Origin of the sequence: Microbacterium sp. NPDC091676, assembly GCF_044756645.1 — a bacterium.
Taxonomy (GTDB): Bacteria; Actinomycetota; Actinomycetes; order Actinomycetales; family Microbacteriaceae; genus Microbacterium; species Microbacterium paraoxydans_D.
The window spans coordinates 525,508-546,427 of sequence record NZ_JBIVTI010000001.1 but is presented as its reverse complement, the minus strand read 5'-3'; the positions used below and the strand labels follow the sequence as shown (position 1 = coordinate 546,427).

Here is a 20,920-nt window from a genome sequence, read left to right as displayed (position 1 = left end):
CGTGCTCCTAGTCGTTGAGGGGTCGGACGATGGCGGTCGCGCCGTTGATCGCGCTGACGGCGACGGGCGCCCCCGCGGGGATCGCCATCGGGGTGGTCGTTCGGGCGGTCCAGGTGTCGCCGTTCGCGAGCTTGGCCTGACCGGAGATCTGCGTGATCTCGCTGAGCGCGATGCCGCGGAGGTCGACGAGCGCCTCCACGTTCGAGCGTGTGGGGTCGGCACCGCGGTGCAGGCGCCGCAGGAGGGGCGGCCGAAGGAAGAGGATGAAGAGGGCGGATGCCAAGGCGGCGATCAGGATCTGGATCCAGACCGGGAGCCCGACGAAGTCGGTGACGAGTCCGATCACGCTGCCGAAGCTCAGCATCAGGAAGGTGAAGTCGAGGGAGAGCATCTCGATGACGAGGAAGACCGCGATGAGGACCAGCCATCCGATCCATGCCCAGTGGTCGATGAACGTGACGAACGTCGAGAAGTTGTCCATGCGGCCTCCTTTGCCGTCAACGTACCACGCGCGGCGACAGCCGACCGGCCGCCACCGCGCCCCCTTGGTAATCTGTGAGAGCCGTGCGCTCACGGCGTTCCACGCACCATGAGGAGTCACCCGTGACCGACGTTCTTCCCGCAGGATCCCTCGACGGCAAGGTGGCCCTCGTCACCGGCTCATCGCGGGGGATCGGCGCCGACACCGTGCGATACCTCGCCGAGGCCGGTGCCGACGTCGTCATCAACTACCGGAACAAGGCCCCGCGCGCGGAGAAGCTCGCGGCGCAGCTGCGCGAGCTCGGCCGCCGGGCGCTCGTGGTCGGCGCGGACCTCACCGACCCCGCATCGGTCGCCGAGATGTTCGACGCCGTCCGTGCCGAGTACGGACGCCTCGACGTGCTCGTCCTGAACGCCTCGGGCGGGATGGAGTCGGGGATGGCCGAGGACTACGCCCTGAAGCTCAACCGCGACGCGCAGCTCAACGTCCTCAACGCCGCGACGCCGCTGCTGTCGGACGGCGCACGCGTGGTGTTCGTCACCAGCCACCAGGCGCACTTCATCCGCACGACGCCGACGATGCCGGAGTACGAGCCCGTCGCGCTCTCCAAGCGCGCCGGTGAGGACGCGCTGCGGGAGCTCATCCCCGGCCTCGCCGAGAAGGGGATCGGCTTCACAGTCGTGTCCGGAGACATGATCGAGGGCACGATCACGGCGACCCTGCTCGAGCGGGCGAACCCGGGCGCCATCGCGGAGCGTCGCGAGTCCGCCGGTCGTCTCTACAACGTCTCGGAGTTCGCCGCGGAGGTCGCCAGGGCCGTCGTCGACCCCGTGCCCGCCGACAACACCCGCCTCGTCGGCGACGTGAGCGCGTTCGCCGCGGAGTAGGCAGACGACGACGAGACGCCCCGGACCCGCCGTGCAGGTCCGGGGCGTCTCGTGTGTCGGGGTCAGATGCCGGCAGCGCCCGTGGTGAACGCCTTCTCGTCCTTGCCGAGCGTGATCGCGCGGATGATCTGCACGATGCCGAGCACGACGAGCGCGATGCCCAGGAGCAGCCACAGCGCGAATCCGGCGATGGCCGGCGAGAAGAGCACGATGATTCCGGCGATGATGCTGAGGATCGCGTAGATCACCGTCCACACCCGGGAGCCGTCGCTGCCGAGCAGCGAGAGCGCGACCACGCCGTCGACGATCCAGCTCACGCCGATGAAGATCACGACGACCAGGGCGAGGGCGGCGGCGGCGACGTTCAGGTTGAAGAACGCGATGACGCCCGCGACGATGTAGAGCAGGCCGAGGACGATGTGCCCGACGCGGGACCAGCCGCCCTTGGCGCCGGAGAAGATCCCGAGGCCGATGTACACGACGCCCGCGACGATCAGGTAGGAAGCGAAGATCGCCGTCACGATGACGGCGGACTTCACCGGCCAGACGAGCAGCGCGATGCCCGCGAGCAGCGCGAGCACGCCGGAGACCGCGAGTGCGACGCGGATGGATTTGAAGAACGACTTCGTTTCAGCGAGTGCTTCAGACATAGCGGGGAACCCCTTCTGAGAGAATCCTGTGAGGATGCCCCCAGGGTAGCGTCGGAACCCCGACAGCGGGGGAGGAGGGCCTCCGCGCGTCGCGGATGGTCATTCCGCGTCTTCGGGCGTCATGGCAGGATCGTCACGTGACACCGGTGGATGAGGCTCGCTTGCGGGAGCTGGTCGTGATGCGGAAGGTGCGCGACCGCATCGACCGGGAGTATGCGAAGCCGTTGGACGTCGAGGCGCTGGCGCGCGGGGTGCACATGTCCGCCGGGCATCTCAGTCGGCGGTTCCGCGAGGCCTACGGCGAATCCCCGTACTCCTACCTGATGACCCGCCGCATCGAACGCGCCATGGCCCTGCTGCGTCGCGGCGACCTCAGCGTCACCGAGGTCTGCTTCGCCGTGGGCTGCTCCTCGTTGGGAACCTTCAGCACCCGGTTCTCGGAACTGGTGGGTGTCTCACCCCGCGTGTACCGTGAACGCGCCGCCGACGTCGAGGGCATCCCGTCGTTCCAGGCCAAGCAGGTCACCCGACCGATCAGGAATCGAGAAGCGCCGCGCCCCGAGGCGCACCTAACGTGAGCATCATGAAGATCAGCATCCATTACGCCTTCCTCCCGCACACCGACGCCGACGCCGCTCTCGGCTTCTATCGCGACGCCCTCGGCTTCGAGGTGCGCAACGACGTCGGCTACGACGGACTCCGATGGCTCACCGTCGGTCCGGCCGGTCAGCCCGAGACCTCGATCGTGCTCCATCCGCCGGCCACCGACCCCGGCATCACCGACGCGGAGCGGCAGACCATCCTGGAGCTCATCGCGAAGGGCAGCTACGGCGCGCTGACTCTGGCGAGCGACGACCTTGACGCCTTGTTCGATCGGCTGGTCGCCGTCGGTGCCGATGTGGTCCAGGAGCCGATGGACCAGCCGTACGGCGTGCGCGACTGCGCCTTCCGCGATCCGGCGGGCAACCTGCTCCGTATCAATCAGGCCGCCTGACGGCCCCACCACCACGAAGGACGCCGCATGACCGCTGCCGAGCACCCCGCGGACACCCACGACCTCATCCGCGTCCAGGGCGCGCGAGAGAACAACCTCAAGGACGTCAGCGTCGACATCCCGAAACGACGTCTGACGGTCTTCACCGGGGTCTCCGGATCGGGGAAGAGCTCTCTCGTCTTCGACACGATCGCCGCCGAGTCGCGGCGCATGATCGACGAGACCTACAGCGCGTTCGTGCAGGGCTTCATGCCGTCGGTGCCGCGCCCCGACGTCGACGTGCTCGAGGGGCTCACCACGGCGATCATCGTGGACCAGGAGCGTCTCGGCGCCAATCCGCGATCGACCGTCGGCACGGTGACGGATGCGAATGCGATGCTCCGCATCCTGTTCAGCAAGCTCGGCCAGCCCTATATCGGGGGGCCGACCGCGTTCTCCTTCAACATCCCGACGCAGAAGGCCAGCGGCGTCATGACCGGGCCCGGGGGCGAGAAGAAGATCGTCAAGGACGCGATCTACCTCGGTGGCATGTGTCCTCGCTGCGAGGGCAGGGGAGCGGTGTCCGACCTCGACCTCTCCCAGATCGTGGATGAGTCGAAGTCCCTCGACGAGGGCGCGATCATGGTGCCCGGGTACACCGCCGACGGCTGGATGGTGAAGGGTTTCTCGCAGTCCGGGTTCTACCCGGGGGACAAGCCCATCTCGTCGTTCACCGACAAGCAGCGTCACCTCTTCCTCTACGGAGAGGTGACCAAGGTCAAGATCTCCGGCATCAACATGACCTACGAGGGTCTGATCCCGAAGATCACGAAGTCCATGCTCTCGAAGGACCTCGACGCGCTCCAGCCGCACATCCGTGCGTTCGTCGAGCGCGTGGCCACCTTCGCGGTGTGCCCGGAGTGCGACGGCACCCGGCTCACCGAGGGCGCACGGTCGTCGAAGATCGACGGCGTGAGCATCGCCGACGCGTGCCGCATGCAGGTGACGGATCTCGCCGCCTGGGTCCGCGGCCTGGATCTCCCGGGTGCCGGGCCGCTGCTCCAGGCGCTGAGCGCCAACCTCGACGCCTTCGTGACCCTCGGCCTGGGGTACCTGAGCCTGGATCGGCCGTCGGGCACGCTGTCCGGGGGAGAGGCGCAGCGGATCAAGATGCTGCGCCATCTCGGCTCCTCGCTGACCGACGTCACGTATGTCTTCGACGAGCCGACGATCGGGCTGCACCCGCACGACATCGAGCGGATGAACGGCCTGCTGCTCCGCCTTCGCGACAAGGGGAACACTGTGCTCGTCGTCGAGCACAAGCCGGAGACCATCATGATCGGCGACCATGTCGTGGATCTGGGTCCGGGTGCCGGAAGCGCCGGGGGAGAGATCTGCTATCAGGGGAGCATCGAGGGTCTCACGACCAGCGGAACGCTGACGGGGCAGCACCTCGACGACCGTGCACAGCTCAAGGACGCCGTGCGTGACCGCACCGGCGCGATCGAGGTGCGCGGCGCATCCACCAACAACCTCCAGAACGTGGACGTCGACATCCCGACCGGTGTCCTGACCGTGGTCACCGGTGTCGCCGGATCGGGGAAGAGCTCGCTCATCCACGGTTCGGTGACCGGACGCGAGGGCGTGGTGGCGATCGACCAGTCCGCCATCAAGGGCTCGCGTCGCAGCAACCCGGCGACGTACACGGGGCTGCTCGAGCCCATCCGCAAGGCCTTCGCGAAGGCGAACGGCGTGAAGCCCGCCCTGTTCAGCGCGAACTCCGAGGGCGCGTGTCCCACGTGCAAGGGCGCCGGTGTCATCATCACCGAACTCGGATTCATGGACACGATCGAGACCCCCTGTGAGGACTGCGGAGGTAAGCGCTTCCAGGCGGCGGTGCTGGAGTACAAGCTCGGCGGGAAGGACATCACCGAGGTGCTCGACCTTCCGGTGTCCGAGGCCCGTGTGTTCTTCAGCGAGGGTGCGGCGAAGCTCCCGGCTGCGGCCGCCATCCTCGGACGCCTGGAAGACGTCGGGCTCGGCTACCTGTCGCTCGGACAGCCGTTGTCGACTCTGTCCGGCGGTGAGCGCCAGCGCATCAAGCTCGCGATCCAGATGGGTGAGAAGGGCGACGTCTACGTGCTGGACGAGCCGACGACGGGCCTGCATCTCGCCGACGTCGACACGATCCTCGGTCTGCTGGATCGACTTGTCGACGCGGGCAAGACGGTGGTCGTGATCGAGCATCATCAGGCCGTCATGGCACACGCCGACTGGATCATCGACGTCGGACCGGGTGCCGGCCACGACGGCGGTCGCATCGTGTTCGAGGGAACGCCCGCCGAACTCGTCGCAGACGGGTCGACGCTGACGGGTGAGCATCTCGCGGCCTACGTGGGCGGTTGACGGACGCGGATGATGGATTATCCGATAATGCACATTATGTCAGCTTGAGGAAATAACCCCTCTCCTGAGCCCGCGGGCGCGGCGGTGACACCGGTGGATGCTGCATGATGGGCCTGTGCCCACCCGTCCATCCCCTCGGAATCACGGGCGCGTCGGCGTGCTCGCGTCCTTGAGCGCCCTCGCGCTCTCGCTGGCGGCGTGCGGGATGTCGGACTACAGCCTGACCGAGGCCGATGCATACGGGACCTGGCAGGCAGGAAGCGACCTGCCGACGACACTCGAGCTCGCTGACGACGGTACCTTCCAGGCGACGGCGTGGCCACGAGATGTGGGGTGCGGCGGGAGCCCGCCACGCACCGCGGCGGAGCTGCGCGGGGCCGATGCCGTTGACTTCTCCGGGACCTGGGAAGAGGGTTCGGGCGGTGCGCTGAATCAGATCACGCTGGCGACGGATCCGGATTCACCATGCGGGACCACCTGGATCTACGCCGGTTTCCGAAGCGAGGACAGCGTCCTCTATACCTGCCTGCTCCTGGACGTGCATGTCGACGAGGCGACGGCGGAGAACTGGTTCATCCTCTACAAGGCTGAGCCGGAGTCGACGCCGGATTCGAGTCGGTGCTTCAACTACAACTAGCCCGCTCCCCTGCCGTCACCGCGACTCCCTCCGGATCTCCTGCGCCCGCGCCACGATGTCATCCACTCGCGATTGGAGGAACGGACCGGGACACTCCGTTCCCGACCAGGTCTCCTGGTGGGTGATGACGTGCTCTCGGTCGATCCGGAAGCGCACCGGAACGCCGTCCAGGGTCCGGCCGTCGAAGCCTGCGAGCCACGCGATCATCTGCGCGATCTCCTCCACCTGCGCGGTGGTCACCGTGTACTCCGGGGCTCCGGTGAAATCCAGCGTCTCCACCGCCACGGACCGCCAGTTCCAGTCCGCGCCGGTGGATGACGGCTTCGCTCCCGGGCGGATGGTCTCGATGACCGAGCCGTCGTGTCGCAGATAGAAGGTGGGAGCCGATGATCTCCTGTTGCAGCGGGAGAAGAACTCCAACTGGTCGGATGTCGTGCCGGTGTGGTGGATGATGAAGCGGTCGATGACCGGGCACACGGTTCGACGTTCGCTTCCCGCTCTGCTCCGTTCAGCGCGCACCGTGGGGTGGGCGCAGTCCTCGAAGCCGAGCGGGACCTCGAGACCCGCGACCGCGCGGCCGTAGACCGGCTCGTACTCTGGCAGCCCTCGGGGGTTGTCCGGGCTGCGTCCGGTGTCGTCTGCCTCTCCCCCGGCGTTCGCGGAGAGCCAGATGCCGACGCCGGTCACCGCGACGCCGGTTCCGGCAGCGATGAGGAATCCCCGCCGCGTGTGCCTCGGGACGTGCTCATCGGCGTCCCGTGCTCCCGGGCCCTCCGGATGCTGACCCTCCCCGCGCGTGCTCACGCGGGCTGGTCGCCGTCTCGGGGTGCGCGGAACTCACGCGGCCGGCGTCGTCCTGGCCAGACGAAATGCGCGACCGAGAAGGCGAGGACCGTCCACGAGACGATGAACACCCACCACGGGAGCGCCGCTCCCCCGCTTCCGCCCACCAGCACGACCGACACGATGCAGGCACCGAGTCCGACGATGACGCCGAGGACGGTGATCTCGCCGTGGGCGAGCCACCGTGCGCGCAGCGCCGAGACGAGGCGAAGGGGCAGGCCGATCACCAGGGCGGCGACCATCGACACGACGGACAGGACGACGGCGATGATGCTCGCTCCGATGAAGGACGTCACTCCGTCGTACTCGTCCGCAGCTCCGAGCGCGAGGAAGAAAGCCACGATGAACAGGAAAAAGCCACCGACGAAGAACTGGCCGAGGATGAGCGAGGCGGTCGAGTCGTCGGCTCCCCGGAAGCCCCCGCGTTTCCGTAGGTCTGCAGGGACGCGGCGAGGGGAGGTCATATCGCGATCCTACGAGGTGCGGCTTCCCGAGGGGGGTGCTCCGTGCGGGCTGCTCGGAGATCTGACGACCACTAGGGTGATTGCGTGAGCGATGGGGCCGAGAACGCAAGTGCTGACAGTCGAGCGCGTCGGCTCACATGGGTCACCGGCGGAGTCCTGCTCCTCCTCTCGGTCGTCATCTGGTTCACAGCCCGCGGGGAGCTCGCCGACTTTGCGATCGCGAAAGATGCCGTGTTCGCATCGGCGGCCGTTCTGCTCGTGATCGGTGTCGGTCATGCGGGTAGCGTCACTGCTCGGCGGCCCGTGAGCACCGTCGCGACCCTCGCGCTGGCTGTCGCGCCGTTCGCCCAGTCCCTCTGGTTCGGCCTCGTCCCGGAGTCGCCCGGCGACCCGAATGCGCGCGAAGACGCCTGGGTGCTTGCTGCCGCGCTGTACTACGGGAGTCTGGCCGCGTTCGCGATCATCGCCGCTGTCGGAATCGGACGCGCAGGGGTCCTCCCGTCGCCCTGGCGCTGGGCCCCGCTGTGGGTCGTCCTCTGGACGCCCCTCGCGTTCGTCGTCGGCATCACCGTTTCTTCGTCGGCGCCCTTGGGCACAACGACATCGAGGATCGCCGGTCATCTCGTCCTGGACGGGCCCGCAATCGGCACCGCTTTCCTCGGCATCGTTGCCCTCGTCCTCGGCATCCGCGAGCAACGTCCGCGCGTCGCGTCGGTCACCACTACCTGAAGACCGCGCTCATCCTCCCGCACCGGGCCTGTCGTACACACCCGCGGAGTGCGTCCTGACGGTCAGGATGTTCCGACCGTGGACGGAGGGCGGGCGTTCCCGCCCGGACTCGACGAAGCCGAGCTTCTCGAGCACCCGCCGGGACGGGAGGTTCCATTCCCAGACGCCGGCCCAGACGCGGTCGAAGCCCGCCCCGTCTGCCCAGGCCAGGACGGCCTGGGCAGCTTCGGTGGCATGCCCCCGGTTGTGCTCGGCGCGCAGCAACTCGAACGCGAGCTCCGGTTCGGTGCCCACCCCCTCGCCGCCATAGACGAGACCGCAGTACCCGATCGGATCCCCGGTGTCGATGCGTTCCACCGTGAGCAGCGACGACTCCTCGGCATCGCGGATATGCGCTCGGATGTCGTCCAGGTCGGGGCGGCCATCCGGGTCGAGCCGCCGGTGCGCGGGGACTCGTTCGTCGCGTTCGGTCCACAGGTGCCGGAACACGGGCGCGTCCTCGATCGCCTGCCTGCGCAGGCGGAGGCGCGATGTGTCCATCTCCGGGATGCGGGGCAGGTGACTCATCCTCGCAGTCTGGCACTCATCCGCCCCCGCGCTGTGATCTGCAGCGCCTCCTGGGAGGACCAGACGCCGAGCTCATTGCCGCTCGGGTCGGCGAAGTGAAGGCGCCGGCCACCGGGGAACGCATACGGCTCCTGCAGGATCCGGCCGCCTGCATCCTGGATCGCCTCCCTCGTCGCATCGAGATCGTCGGAGTAGAGCAGCACGAGCGGACCGCCGACGGGTCGCGGCGCGTCCGCGAGCAGGAGTCCGCCGACCTCGCTCCCGTCTCCGCGGGGCGAGAGGATGCTCGCATAGCCGGGCCCGTAGTCCTGGAAGCTCCACCCGAAGGCGGTGGTGAAGAAGCGTTTCGCCGCGTCGAGGTCGGTGACGACGAGCTCGACGTAGTCGAGGGCATGGTGCTGCGAGGAGGCTGTCATGCGGGCACTCTAGCCACGGCGTCGGACATCGCCTGTCAGGAGTAGCGTGGAAGGGTGCCTCAGGTCTCCCACTCCCCCGTCTCCACGCCGGGGTGGCGGGCCTGGGCGATCTGGTCCGTCGGCGTCGCGGCCTACGTGCTCGCCATCACCAACCGCACGTCTCTGGGTGCCGTCGGCGTCGAGGCCGCCGACCGGTTCCAGGCGGACGCCTCCACGCTCGCGCTCTTCGCGGTCGTGCAGCTCGCCGTCTACGGGGGGATGCAGATCCCCGTGGGAGTCCTCCTCGATCGCTACGGATCCCGTCCGATCATCACGGCGGGGATGCTGCTCATGGCGGCCGGACAGCTCACCATGGCCCTCTCCCCCAGCATCGGCATCGCGATCGTCGCGCGTGTCCTCCTCGGAGCCGGCGACGCCGCCGTGTTCCCCGCCGTGCTGCGACTGGTGGCCACGTGGTTCCCCGCGCAGCGCGGGCCCGTCATGGTCCAGTTCACCGGGATCATCGGGCAGGCCGGGCAGCTGATCGCGCTGGTGCCGGTCGCCGCCCTGCTGCACGCCACCACCTGGTCGATCACGTTCGGCAGCATCGCCGGTCTCGGCCTGCTCTTCACGATCCTCGTGTGGCTCATCGTGCGCAACAACCCCGCCGAGAGCGGTCCGGACGTGTCGGTGAACACGGACACCGGAGTCGTGCGTGTCGTGACGTCGGCGATCGACACGGGCGTCGGCATCCGGGCGGCCTGGGCGCATCCCGGCACACGGCTCGCGTTCTGGTCGCACTTCACCACCCCGTTCGCCGGCACGGTGTTCGTGCTGCTGTGGGGCATGCCGTTCCTCACGGCCGGCGAGGGCCTGACCACCGCCCACGCGGCGGGGATCATCTCGATCTACGTGGTCGCGGGCATGATCCTCGGCCCGATCATCGGCGATCTCTCCCGCCGCCTGCCGAACCACCGCTCGCTCGCCCTCGTCCTCCCCGCCGTCGGTGTGCAGATGGCCGCCTGGATCGCGGTCATCGCCCTCCCCGGCCCCGCCCCGGACTGGCTGCTCTGGGTCCTGGCGATCGCTCTGGCGACCGGAGGCCCCGCGTCGATGATCGCCTTCGACCACGCCCGCACGCACAATCCCGTGCACCGCCTCAGCACGGCGACCGGCGTGACGAACGCGGGCGGCTTCATCGCGGCTCTGATCGCCGTGTTCGTGATCGGTCTCCTCCTCGACGCCCAGGGCGCCGGCACCCCGGACACCTACACGCTCGACGCGTTCCGTATCGCGTTCCTCACCCTGATCCCGCTCTGGGTCCTCGGAGTCGTGTTCATCCTGATCGAACGCAAGCGGACGCGGATCCGCATGGGGCTGGATCCCGAGCGGCGTCGCTGAGCGCCCATAGGATGAGGCATGGCCTCCGCTCCCCCGTCGACCGCCGCCCTCCCGAGCGCCCGAGACGAACGCATGAGGCCGCCGTTGACGGCAGGACTGCTCGCCGGGCTGCTCCTCGGCGCACTGTGGATCGTCTCCGGCGCCATCGCCCGACTGACCGGTTCCGACATCGTGCTGACGCGGTTGCTGAGCTTCGTGGGTATCGGTCCGCTGCAGAGTCATGCCTGGCTTCTCCCCGGCGCGTGGGGCGTCCTCGTACTGGCGATGACGGCCGCCGTCCTGTGCAGCGTCGTCTGGATCGTGGGACGCGGTGCGCAGGGTGCCGGCCGGGCTCCCGCGTTCCTCGTGCTCTGGTTCGGTGCCGTCCTCGCCGCAACGGCCGTCGGGCTGTGCGACGACGTCACGCGGGTGCTGTCCTTCCTCCCTCTCTCGGGCCTGCACGGTCTCACCGCGGCGGTCGTCGAGTCCGCGCCGGACACCGCCTACTGGGGGCTCGCCTGGGGATGGATCCCCGCCTGGGCCTTCTCGCGCAGAGCCGGCGAGGAACCTGCGCGGCGATGGTCTCCGCGCCTCCTCGGTCTCGCCCTCGCGAGCGTGGTCGCTCTCGTCGTCGTCGGGAGCCTGGCCGATGCCGCGTGGCAGCGCCAGATCGTCGAGGAGAACGCCGCGCTGCAGGGCACCACCGACGAGTCCGGAGCCTTCGTCGATCCGGCGGCCGTAGGCGATCCGGTGCCGGAGCGGGCCCCGGGCGCCTCGACACCCCAGCTCTCCGCGGACGCCTGCACCCCCGACCGGGCCACCCTGCTGCTCGGAACGGCCGACGGGGCCACGGGGCACCGTGCCCAGAGCATCCGTCTGATGAACGTCAGCGACGAGCCGTGCGTGGTCGAGGGGTATCCCGACATCGCCTTCGCCGACCAGAACGGCCATGCGCTCGACGTCGAGGTGCGGCCCGGTTCGTCCTTCCTGGCCACCGACCCCGGCTCCGCGCCCGTCACCGTACCACCCCAGGGCGAGGCGACCGCGGTGATCGGATGGGACGCCCACGCGACGGACGGCGCCCTCGTGGCGCGTGCGCTGCACGCCGCCCTGCTCCCCGGGTACGACCGCGGTTCGTGGCCCGTCGAGCTCGACATCGTGTCGGGCTCCGAGGTCGAGATCACCGCCTGGCACCTCGGGGCCGCACCCGCCGCGCCGTGACGACACTCCGCGCCGTCAGCGCAGCAGGTGCTGGACCGTCTCCATGATCAACTCGACGCTGACGCGCTCCGGCACCTCCGCGTCACCCGCCTCGAACTCGGCGAGCTCCACGCCGCGGACGTCGGCGGCCGGGATCGCGGCGAACAGCGCGGCCACCTGGTGCGGCAGCAGACCGTCGCCGACGCGATAGGCCGCGGGGATGTAGCCCGGCTCCAGCACATCCCAGTCGACATGGATCCACACCGGTCGCCCGTCGATGAGAGCGCTGAGCCGCTCCGGCGTGCTCTCCGCGGGGTTGAGGACGGTCACGCCCGCGCCGGCGAGGAGCTCTCCCTCGGCGGGGTCGATGTCGCGGCCGCCGACGACGATGACCTGCCGCGGGTCGATCCCGGCCCCGTGGCCGCTGTCCCACAGCCCGCAGGCGGCGGCGAGGACCATGCCGCCGAGGTAGCCGGAGTCGGTGGTGTCCGGCGTGTTGAAGTCCCCGTGCGCATCGATCCACAGCACCACCGCGTCGGGATGGTGCTCAGCGACGCTCGGCAGCGTTCCGAGGCTCGCCGCACACGTGTTCGTCACGACGAGCGGCGTCATCTCCCCCGCGATCGCCTCCTGCACCGCGGCACGGAGGCCCGCGAGCGTGCCTGCCGCCTCGGGCAGCGCGACCGACCAGTCGTCGAGCCGGGCCGGCTCCGGGGTGCCGACGACGAGGGGCTCCCGCCGCAGAAGCGAGGACAGGGCGTCGGCGACACGACGCGCCCCCACGAGGGCTCCGTCCGTGCGGTCGGCGACGCGACCCTGGTTGAGGATGAGCGCGAAGGGCCTGGTCATCCGTTCAGTCTCCCACCCGGCGCAGACCACGGCCAAAACCGCCGCGCGCCCACGCTAACGCCGGCGCGGGGTCCATCCCGACGGCACCCCGCCGTCGACGAAGGCGCGGTCCCGATCCGCGGCGGCCGACCAGCCCTGCGCCTCATCCTCGGTGTCGAACGCACCCCGAGCCACGCGGAAGCCGACGTCCTCGTGGTGCATGCGCGGCGCTCCCCCGCGGCGGACCGAGGCGCGCACGCTCCAGGCGTCATCGGCGAATCCCCCGCCGCGGAAGACCCGGTAGTCGTCGTACCGCGCGGGGTCGAGGAGATCCCAGCACCATTCCCACACGTTCCCGAGCGTGTCGAAGAGCCCGTGCAGATTCGGGAGCTTTCCGCCCACGTCTTGCGGCGTTCCCACGCCGTCGGCCGCCGTCCAGGCGGCCTCGGCAAGCGGGGCGTAGTGCGGTCCGGTGGAGCCGGCTCGGCAGGCGTACTCCCACTCGGCCTCGGTCGGAAGGCGGTAGCCGTCCGCCGTGGTGTCCCAGGCCACGTCCTCACCTTCGAAGTGGTACACGGGATCGAGACCCTCCCACTCCGAGGCGGCGTTGCAGAAGTGGATGGCCCGCAGCCAGCTCACGTCGGCGACCGGGCGACGAGGATGCCGTGACGGGGTGCCCAGCACCTCGGTGACCTGCTCTTCGGTCACCGGGAAGACACCGAGGGCGAAGGGTTCGAGCTCGACGGTGCGGCGCGTGCGGCGCCGGGCGTCGTGCAGCGTGACCGACCCGGCGGGAAGACGGACGAGTTCGATGTCGCTCATGCGCGGCGCACGACGACGCTCACGCCGGAGTCCGCTCGACCCAGGTCGGGTACTTCGCTGCCCGGCCGTCTCCCGACGAGGTCCTCGTCACGCGTCGACGCACCCAGGGCCCGACGAACTCCCGGTAGTAGGCCAGGCCCGCCGGCCCCGCGGCCCAGCGGTCCAGCGGCGCCCACCAGGCCGCCGGCGGCTCGAAGCCGAGCCCGTGCAGCACGCGGGCCGCGACGCGATGGTGCCCGGCCGCGTTCATGTGGAGCCGGTCGTCCGACCAGTAGGCGGGCTGCGACAGCTCCGTGTCCGGCCAGTTGAGGGCGCGGATGACGTCCGGGCGGTCCTCGATGCGCCGCAGGACCGCTTCGGAGAGCAGGTCCCCCCGGCGCTGGACGAGAGAGCCCATCGGCAGCTGCCCGCTGGGGTTGGCGCCGGAGAGCAGGATCATCGTCACCCCCTCTTCGTCGCACCGTCGCAGGACCCGGCTGAACGCATCGGCGATGTGCTCCACGTCGGTCCGCGGCCGCAGCATGTCGTTGCCGCCACCGTTGAACGACAGGTGCGTGGGACGCAGGGCCAGCGCTGGTTCGAGCTGCTCCTCGACGATCGGCCAGGCCAGCTTCCCGCGGATCGCCAGGTTCGCGTACTGGATGGTGTGGCCCGCGGCATCCGCCCATCCCTGCGCGGCGATGTCGGCCCAGCCGCGCTCGCGCCCATCGGGGAGCACATCGCCCACGCCTTCGGTGAAGGAGTCGCCTATCGCGACGAAACGTACATCAGCCACGCGCCCAGCCTATTCCCGGTCCCGGACGTCACCGGTCGTCCAGCGCCGCTCCGCTCCGGTCGACCAGACCCCACGCCGCGGCCGCCGCGAGGAGGAAGCAGGCCGCGAACACGACGAACAACAGGGGGGCGCCACCGACGCCGAGGAGGACGGGAACGGCGAGGGGCGCCACGATGGAGGCGATGCGCCCCACCCCGGCGGCCCAGCCCGCCCCGGTGCCGCGCAGCGAGGTCGGGTAGATCTCGGGCGTCACCGCGTACAGCGCGCCCCACGCGCCGAGCGTGAAGAACGACAGGGCCATACCGGCGCCGATGATCATCGGCACGGTCGTGGCGGTGCCGAAGACCACGGCCGCGGCGGTCGCGCCGAGCAGGAAGACCGACAGCGTGAGGCGTCGTCCCCACACCTCGATGAGCCAGGCCGCCACGGCGTAGCCCGGGAGCTGCGCGAGCGTGATGATGAGGGTGAACCCGAACGAGCGGACGAGGTCGAATCCGGCGTCGACGAGGATGCTGGGGATCCAGATGAAGGCCCCGTAGTAGGCGAAGTTGACGCCGAGCCACACGAGCCAGAGGCACGCCGTCCGCACGCGGAACTCCGGATTCCAGAGGGTCGTGAGCCGGGCCCGTGCCGTCTTCGCGATGGCCCGCGACGCCGGTTCCTTCCGGAGGGGTGGCGTGTACTCGACTCCCGCGTCGGCCTCGAAGGCCGCCACGATGCGATCGGCTTCCGCGATGCGTCCGCGGGACGCGAGCCAGCGCGGCGACTCGGGCAGGCCCCAGCGCACGACGAGCGCGTAGACCGCGGGGATGGCGCCGAGCGCGAAGGCCCATCGCCAGCCTGCCTCGGAGGCGGGGATCACGAAGTATCCGATCAGGGCCGATGCCGTCCAGCCGACGGCCCAGAACGCTTCGAGGATGACGATCAGCCGCCCGCGGATGCGCGCGGGTGCGAACTCGCTCACGTAGGTCGAGGCGACCGGAAGCTCCGCGCCGAGCCCGAGGCCGACGAAGAACCGCAGCACGAGCAGGGCCGCCACTGATCCGACCAGCGCACTCGCTCCGGTGGCCACGCCGTAGATGAGCAAGGTGAGGGCGAACACCTGCCGGCGGCCGAAGCGGTCGGCGAGAAGACCGCCCAGGGTCGCACCGACCGCCATGCCGACGAAGCCGAGCGAGGCGATCCAGCCGGCCTCCCCCTTGGAGATGCCCCACTGCTGTGTGAGCGCCGCGATGATGAAGGAGATGAGCCCCACGTCCATCGCGTCCAGGGCCCAGCCCACGCCGGACCCGGTGAGCAGGCGCAGGTGTCGGCGGGTGAACGGGAGGACGTCGAGGCGCTCGGCGAGCGAGGTGCGGCTCGGCAGGGCGGTATCGGCCATGATTCTCATCGTAGGGCCGCCCGTCCCACCGAGCCGCGAGATGACGCCCGCTCAGTCGCGGTCGGCGAGGAGCTTCCGCACCCGAGGGATCACCTCGGTGCCGTACAGCTCGATGCTCCGCATCATCGACTCGTGCGACAGGGTGCCTGTCGCGTACTTCAGGTCGAAGCGGCCGAGCCCGAGGGTCGTGATCGTGTCGGCGATCTTCGCCGCCACGCGCTCCGGCGAGCCGGCGTAGAGGGAGCCCTCCGGACCGATGTCGTTCTGGAACCGCGCGCGGCTGTACGGCGGCCAGCCGCGCTCCCGACCGATGGTGTTGTGCATCGCCTCGAAGCCCGGGTAGACCTCGTCCCACGCCTCCGCGTCGGTGGGCGCGATGTGCCCTGGCGAGTGCACGGCCACCGGGTGAGCGGTCGTGCCGAAGGACGCGACCGAGCGGTGGTAGAGGTCGACGAACGGCTTGAATCGCCCGGCCGGCCCGCCGATGATCGCCAGCATGAGGCCGAGGCCGTGGCGGGCGACGCGGACCACCGACTCGGGGCTGCCGCCGACGCCGACCCACGTGCGCAGTCCCTTCTCGGTCTTCGGGAACACGTCCGCGTTGTCGAGAGACGGCCGCAGCGAGCCGGACCACGTCACGGGCTCTTCCTTGAGGAGCTCGACGAACAGCTCGAGCTTCTCTTCGAAGAGTCGGTCGTAGTCGCGCAGGTCGTAGCCGAACAGCGGGAAGGACTCGATGAACGAACCGCGCCCGAGGACGACCTCTGCGCGGCCTCCGGACAGGGCGTCGAGGGTCGAGAAGCGCTCGAAGACGCGCACCGGATCATCCGAGGACAGCACGGTCACGGCGGTGCCCAGCCGGATCCGCTCGGTACGGGCGGCGATCGCCGCGAGCACCATCTCCGGAGAGGACACCGCGAACTCGCGCCGATGGTGCTCCCCCACGCCGAAGAAGTCCACGCCGACGGTGTCGGCCAGCTCCGCCTGCGCGACGACGTTCCGGATGGTCTGCGCGCCGCTGAGCAGCTCGCCGTCCTGATCCCGCGTGATGTCGCCGAACGTGTCCAGCCCGAATTCGATGTCCATGTCACACCTTCCTATTCAGGTGAATGGAACGCGCGGACTCGAGCCGGCATTCCCTTCACCGAGGGAGCAGCGCGCTCCGCAGCGTGTCCAGTCCGACGCCGCCGAGATCGAGAGCGCGCTTGTGGAAGCCCTTGAAGCTGAACGCGTCGCCCTCCGCCTGCTGGACGGCGTCGCGGACCTGCTCCCAGATGCGCTGACCGACCTTGTACGACGGTGCCTGACCCGGCCAGCCGAGGTACCGGTTGACCTCGAACTGCACGAACTGGTCCGACATGTTGACGTTGCGGCGGAGGAAGTCGAGCGCGTACTCGGCGTCCCAGATGCCCTCGCCCTCGAGGCGCGGCTTGCCGAGGTGCACGCCGATGTCGAGCACGACGCGCGCCGCCCGCATCCGCTGCCCGTCCAGCATGCCGAGGCGATCCGCCGGGTCATCGAGGTAACCGAGCTGCTCCATCAGCCGCTCCGCATACAGCGCCCAGCCCTCCGCGTGCCCCGACGTGCCGGCGAGCAGCCGCCGCCAGGAGTTGAGCTCGGCGCGGTTGTAGACGGCCTGGGCGATCTGCAGGTGATGCCCCGGCACACCCTCGTGGTACACGGTGGTGAGCTCGCGCCACGTGTCGAACTCGGTGACGCCCTCGGGGACCGACCACCACATGCGACCGGGGCGGGAGAAGTCGTCGGTGGGACCGGTGTAGTAGATCCCGCCCTCCTGCGTCGGCGCGATCATGCACTCCAGGGTGCGGATGGCCTCGGGGATGTCGAAGTGCGAGGCGCCGAGCTCGGCGACCGCGCGGTCGCTGGTCTCCTGCATCCACCGCTGGAGCGCGTCCGTGCCGACGAGCTTGCGCGCCGGGTCGGATTCCAGGTGCGCGACGGCCTCCTCCACGGAGGCGCCGGGGAGGATCTCGTTCGCGATCGCCGTCTGCTCGGCCACCATGCGGGCGAGTTCTTCGCGACCCCACTCGTAGGTCTCGTCGAGGTCGATGGTGGCGCCGAGGAATCGGCGGGAGTTGAGGGCGTACAGTTCGCGCCCCACGGCGTCCGTCTCACCGGCCTCGGGTGCGAGCTCCTCGGCCAGGAAGCGCCGCAGCTCGCCGTAGGCGACCCGGGCAGCCGCGGAGTTGTCCGCCAGCGTGCGGGCGAGCGAGGCGGGAAGCTGGCCCTCCTCCGGGTCGGCGTGCGCGACGAAGGCAGCGAAGAACCCGTCGTCGGCGATGTAGCGGTCGATCTGGGTGGCGACCTCCGCGACCTGGCGGCGGGCGGGGGTGACGCCCTCGGCGATGCCCAGACGGAGCGTCTCGATGTACCCGCGCAGCGCCGCGGGCACGGCGGAGAGCCGGGTGGAGACGACCTCCCAGTCCTCGACCGTCGCGGTGGGCATCAGGTCGAAGGCGGAGCGGACCTCCTGCGCGGCGGATGCGATGACGTTCAGATCGCGCAGGTGCCACTTCGCATCGTGCAGCTCGAGGTCGAGGCGCAGCTCGGCGCTGAGGTCGGTCTTGGTGACCTCGTCGATCGCGTCGACGGGCTCCAGCGCCGAGAGCTTGTCGAGCGTGGCCCGCGTCGCCGCGGCGATCTCCTCATGACCTTCCGGGCTCAGATCGCCGAACCGGTCGTTGACCTCGGAGCGGCCGATGTAGGTGCCGAGAGTCGGCGCCAGGACGGCGATCGTGTCGACCCATTCATCGGCGACCCTGTCGATGGCGGAGGGGGTGCGGGGTGCTGAAGTCATACCTTCCAGCCTAATCCCCGCCCCCTCCGGCCACCGGGGTCAATGCGCGGCTTCGTTCCAGTCCCGACCGCGGCCCACCTGCACGTCGAGCGGCACGGAGAGCTGCGCGGCGTCACCCATCCGCGTGCGGACGATCTGCTCCACCGCATCCCACTCCCCGGCCGCGACCTCGACGACGAGTTCGTCGTGGATCTGCAGCAGCACGCGCGACTCCAGCTTCGCAGCGTGGAGGTCGTCGTGGATGTGGAACAGCGCGATCTTCATGATGTCGGCCGCGCTCCCCTGGATCGGGGCGTTCAGCGCCGCCCGCTCGGCGTTCTCCCGCAGCACACGGTTGGGGCTCGCGAGATCGGGGAACGGCCGCCGACGCCCGAAAATCGTCTCGGTGTAGCCGACCTCCTTGGCCTTCATCACCGAGGCCCGCAGGTAGTCGCGGACCGCGCCGAACCGTGCGAAGTACTCCACCATGAGCTGCTTGGCCTCGGACTGCTCGATGCGCAGCTGCTTGGACAGCCCGAACGCGGAGAGGCCGTAGACGAGGCCGTACGACATCGCCTTGACCTTGGTGCGCATCGCCGGCGTGACCTCGGAGGGATCGACGCCGAACACGCGGGCGCCGACGAAGCGGTGCAGGTCTTCGCCGCTGTTGAAGGCCTCGATCAGCCCCTCGTCGCCCGAGAGGTGCGCCATGATGCGCATCTCGATCTGCGAGTAGTCGGCGGTGAGCAGGGTCTCGTACCCCTCGCCGACCTCGAAGGCGCTGCGGATGCGCCGCGACTCCTCGGTGCGGACCGGGATGTTCTGGAGGTTCGGGTCGGTGCTGGACAGGCGCCCGGTCTGACTGCCGGTCTGCACATAGGTCGTGTGCACCCGGTGGTCCTCGCGGATCGCGGTGTCGAGGGACTCGATGATCTGCCGCAGCTTCGTCGCCTCGCGGTGCTGCAGCAGCAGGCTCAGGAACGGGTGCGGGTGCGACTCCTGGAGGTCGGCGAGCACCGCGGCATCGGTCGAGTACCCGGTCTTCGTCTTGCGCGTCTTCGGAAGCTGCAGGTCTTCGAACAGCACCTCCTGGAGCTGCTTCGGCGACCCGAGGTTGAACTCGCGACCGACGACCGAGAACGCCTCCTGGGCCAGGGCATCCGCCCGCGTCGCGAGCTCCGCCGAGAACGTCGACAGCACCTCGTGCGACACGGCGACGCCCGCGAGCTCCATGTCGGCGAGCGTGCGGAGCGTCGGCAGCTCGATGTCGCGGAGCACCGCATCCACCGGCTCGGGCAGATCGTTCCGCAGCGCCTCGGCCACGCGGAGGATGAACCACGCCTCCTGTGACGGCGTGGCGCCCTCGGTCTCCGGCACGAGCTGCGACGGATCGGCCTCGGGGAGCTTCTCCCCCAGGTAGCGCTGGACGAGGTCGGACAGCGTCTTGTCCGGGAAGCTGGGGCGCAGCAGCCAGCCCGCGAGACTCGTGTCGTAGGCGAGCCCACCCAGACGGATGCCGTGACGGAGCAACGCCTTCACCTGCGGCTTGGCGTCGTGCAGCACCTTGGGCGCGTCGGACTCCAGCCACGGACGCAGCGCCGCGGCCGCCTCCTCCGACCAGTCGAGCTCGTGCAGCTCGCTCCCGGTGGCGACGCCGACGCGCACAGGTGCCCCGGACTGCACCACGACCCGGAGAGCGATGTCCCCGTCCTGAGCCGCGGCCCAGGTGGCCAGATCAGCGGCGGACACCTGTGCCGGCGCGGGCATCTCAACGACGGAGGCCGGGTCGTCGGCCACCTCGCCCGCACCGACGGCTTCGAAGACCCGCGGCAGCAGCGTGCGGAACTCCAGCCGGGCGAAGATGTCGCGGACGGCCTCGGCGTCGATCGGCGCGACCGCGAGGTCGGCCGGCGCGACCGGCAGCTCCACGTCGGTGAGCAGGCGGTTGAGCTTGCGGTTGCGGCGGACGTCGTCGATGTGGTCGCGGAGGTTGCCGCCGACCACACCCTTGATCTCGCCGGCGCGCTCGAGCAGCTCGTCGAGGGAGCCGAACTGCGTGAGCCACTTGACGGCCGTCTTCTCCCCCACCTTCGGCACACCGGGGAGGTTGTCGCTGGTCTCGCCGACGAGGGCGGCGATGTCGGGGTACTGCTCGGGGCGGACGCCGTAGCGCTCCTGCACCGTCGTCGGGTCGTAGCGCTTGAGCTGCGAGACACCCTGCACGGACGGGTACAGCAGCGTGACGTCGTCGGTGACGAGCTGGATGGTATCGCGGTCTCCGGAGACCACGAGCACGTCGTAGCCCTGGGCCGCCCCCTGGGTGGAGAGGGTGGCCAGGATGTCGTCGGCCTCGATGCCCTCCTGCGTCAGCACCGGGATCGACATGGCGGCGAGGCAGTCCTGCAGCAGCGGGATCTGGCCCTTGAACTCCTGCGGCGTCTCGGATCGGGTGGCCTTGTACTCCGGGTACTCGTCGGTGCGGAACGAGTGGCGGGAGGTGTCGAACGCGATCGCGAGGTGCGTGGGCTGCTCGGCCTTGATCAGGTTGACCAGCATGGACAGGAACCCGTAGATGGCGTTCGTGTGCTGGTTGTCCTTGGTGGTGAAGTTGTCGACCGGGAGGGCGAAGAAGGCCCGGTAGGCGAGCGAGTGGCCGTCGACGACCATGAGGGTAGGCTTTGCGGAGTCCGTCACCCTGTCAGCCT

At 69.7% G+C, this 20,920-nt stretch carries 21 protein-coding genes; 8 read left to right on the top strand and 13 right to left on the bottom strand.

The annotated features are described in order from the left end of the window. Window positions 1-7: 7 nt before the first annotated feature. Window positions 8-481, bottom strand: a complete 474-nt coding sequence (locus ACIQID_RS02810) for an NfeD family protein (RefSeq protein WP_025103445.1) — start codon at window positions 479-481, stop codon at window positions 8-10. A 122-nt stretch (window positions 482-603) separates the two neighbouring features. Between ACIQID_RS02810 and ACIQID_RS02805 the strand changes: the two genes are divergently transcribed. Next, entirely contained in the window at window positions 604-1,368 is a 765-nt protein-coding gene (locus tag ACIQID_RS02805; RefSeq protein WP_331202846.1) for an SDR family oxidoreductase, read from the top strand. Window positions 1,369-1,430: 62 nt separating this feature from the next. Here the strand turns inward: ACIQID_RS02805 and ACIQID_RS02800 are convergent, their stop codons facing one another. Beyond that, window positions 1,431-2,018 carry a DUF308 domain-containing protein gene (locus ACIQID_RS02800; protein ID WP_312672531.1) on the bottom strand — a complete coding sequence of 196 codons (588 nt, stop codon included), beginning with the start codon at window positions 2,016-2,018 and terminating at the stop codon, window positions 1,431-1,433. Between the two features lie 179 nt (window positions 2,019-2,197). Here ACIQID_RS02800 and ACIQID_RS02795 point away from each other — a divergent pair, with 179 nt between their 5' ends. The 4 genes from ACIQID_RS02795 to ACIQID_RS02780 all read left to right on the top strand — a co-directional run bounded on the left by ACIQID_RS02795 (window position 2,198) and on the right by ACIQID_RS02780 (window position 6,034). After that, window positions 2,198-2,596, top strand: a complete 399-nt coding sequence (locus tag ACIQID_RS02795) for a helix-turn-helix transcriptional regulator (protein ID WP_400285626.1) — start codon at window positions 2,198-2,200, stop codon at window positions 2,594-2,596. A gap of 5 nt (window positions 2,597-2,601) precedes the next feature. Continuing rightward, window positions 2,602-3,012, top strand: coding sequence for a VOC family protein (locus tag ACIQID_RS02790; RefSeq protein WP_400281814.1), 411 nt, complete (start codon window positions 2,602-2,604; stop codon window positions 3,010-3,012). Window positions 3,013-3,039: 27 nt separating this feature from the next. After that, on the top strand, window positions 3,040-5,397 hold the full coding sequence (locus ACIQID_RS02785; protein ID WP_400281811.1) for an ATP-binding cassette domain-containing protein: 2,358 nt from the start codon (window positions 3,040-3,042) through the stop codon (window positions 5,395-5,397). 169 nt (window positions 5,398-5,566) lie between these two features. Next, entirely contained in the window at window positions 5,567-6,034 is a 468-nt protein-coding gene (locus ACIQID_RS02780; RefSeq protein WP_400281808.1) for a hypothetical protein, read from the top strand. A gap of 15 nt (window positions 6,035-6,049) precedes the next feature. Here ACIQID_RS02780 and ACIQID_RS02775 read toward each other — a convergent pair whose 3' ends face one another. Together ACIQID_RS02775 and ACIQID_RS02770 are read right to left on the bottom strand one after the other, a co-directional pair. Further along, window positions 6,050-6,838 (bottom strand): N-acetylmuramoyl-L-alanine amidase, encoded by a 789-nt coding sequence (locus ACIQID_RS02775; RefSeq protein WP_400281805.1) that lies wholly within the window; start codon window positions 6,836-6,838, stop codon window positions 6,050-6,052. Next, window positions 6,835-7,341 (bottom strand): hypothetical protein, encoded by a 507-nt coding sequence (locus ACIQID_RS02770; RefSeq protein ID WP_331202849.1) that lies wholly within the window; start codon window positions 7,339-7,341, stop codon window positions 6,835-6,837. Before ACIQID_RS02770 ends, ACIQID_RS02775 begins: the two co-directional genes overlap by 4 nt. Window positions 7,342-7,425: 84 nt before the next feature. Here ACIQID_RS02770 and ACIQID_RS02765 point away from each other — a divergent pair, with 84 nt between their 5' ends. Continuing rightward, a complete protein-coding gene (locus tag ACIQID_RS02765; protein ID WP_400281802.1) occupies window positions 7,426-8,070 on the top strand; it encodes a hypothetical protein in 645 nt (214 codons plus the stop codon). 9 nt (window positions 8,071-8,079) lie between these two features. Here the strand turns inward: ACIQID_RS02765 and ACIQID_RS02760 are convergent, their stop codons facing one another. Beyond that, window positions 8,080-8,637 carry a GNAT family N-acetyltransferase gene (locus ACIQID_RS02760; protein WP_400281799.1) on the bottom strand — a complete coding sequence of 186 codons (558 nt, stop codon included), beginning with the start codon at window positions 8,635-8,637 and terminating at the stop codon, window positions 8,080-8,082. Then, window positions 8,634-9,053, bottom strand: coding sequence for a VOC family protein (locus tag ACIQID_RS02755; RefSeq protein WP_400281795.1), 420 nt, complete (start codon window positions 9,051-9,053; stop codon window positions 8,634-8,636). Before ACIQID_RS02755 ends, ACIQID_RS02760 begins: the two co-directional genes overlap by 4 nt. Window positions 9,054-9,107: 54 nt before the next feature. Between ACIQID_RS02755 and ACIQID_RS02750 the strand changes: the two genes are divergently transcribed. Beyond that, complete coding sequence (locus tag ACIQID_RS02750) at window positions 9,108-10,433, top strand: MFS transporter (protein WP_312672516.1); 1,326 nt, start codon at window positions 9,108-9,110, stop codon at window positions 10,431-10,433. Between the two features lie 18 nt (window positions 10,434-10,451). Further along, the gene (locus ACIQID_RS02745; RefSeq protein ID WP_400281791.1) at window positions 10,452-11,633 is read left to right on the top strand and encodes a DUF4232 domain-containing protein; all 1,182 of its coding nucleotides are present in this window, start codon (window positions 10,452-10,454) and stop codon (window positions 11,631-11,633) included. A gap of 15 nt (window positions 11,634-11,648) precedes the next feature. Here the strand turns inward: ACIQID_RS02745 and ACIQID_RS02740 are convergent, their stop codons facing one another. From ACIQID_RS02740 to polA, 7 genes are read right to left on the bottom strand one after another with little or no spacing between them, the layout of a single operon-like run. Next, complete coding sequence (locus tag ACIQID_RS02740) at window positions 11,649-12,461, bottom strand: arginase family protein (protein ID WP_400281788.1); 813 nt, start codon at window positions 12,459-12,461, stop codon at window positions 11,649-11,651. 54 nt (window positions 12,462-12,515) lie between these two features. Further along, entirely contained in the window at window positions 12,516-13,262 is a 747-nt protein-coding gene (locus tag ACIQID_RS02735; RefSeq protein ID WP_400281785.1) for a formylglycine-generating enzyme family protein, read from the bottom strand. Window positions 13,263-13,281: 19 nt separating this feature from the next. Beyond that, window positions 13,282-14,037 carry an SGNH/GDSL hydrolase family protein gene (locus tag ACIQID_RS02730; RefSeq protein ID WP_331202855.1) on the bottom strand — a complete coding sequence of 252 codons (756 nt, stop codon included), beginning with the start codon at window positions 14,035-14,037 and terminating at the stop codon, window positions 13,282-13,284. A gap of 28 nt (window positions 14,038-14,065) precedes the next feature. Continuing rightward, the gene (locus ACIQID_RS02725; protein ID WP_331202856.1) at window positions 14,066-15,418 is read right to left on the bottom strand and encodes an MFS transporter; all 1,353 of its coding nucleotides are present in this window, start codon (window positions 15,416-15,418) and stop codon (window positions 14,066-14,068) included. 51 nt (window positions 15,419-15,469) lie between these two features. After that, window positions 15,470-16,504, bottom strand: coding sequence for an LLM class flavin-dependent oxidoreductase (locus tag ACIQID_RS02720; protein ID WP_400281781.1), 1,035 nt, complete (start codon window positions 16,502-16,504; stop codon window positions 15,470-15,472). 55 nt (window positions 16,505-16,559) lie between these two features. Further along, window positions 16,560-18,236, bottom strand: coding sequence for a DUF885 domain-containing protein (locus ACIQID_RS02715; RefSeq protein WP_400281778.1), 1,677 nt, complete (start codon window positions 18,234-18,236; stop codon window positions 16,560-16,562). Window positions 18,237-18,275: 39 nt separating this feature from the next. Next, window positions 18,276-20,909, bottom strand: a complete 2,634-nt coding sequence (polA, locus tag ACIQID_RS02710) for a DNA polymerase I (RefSeq protein WP_400281775.1) — start codon at window positions 20,907-20,909, stop codon at window positions 18,276-18,278. Window positions 20,910-20,920: the final 11 nt, after the last annotated feature.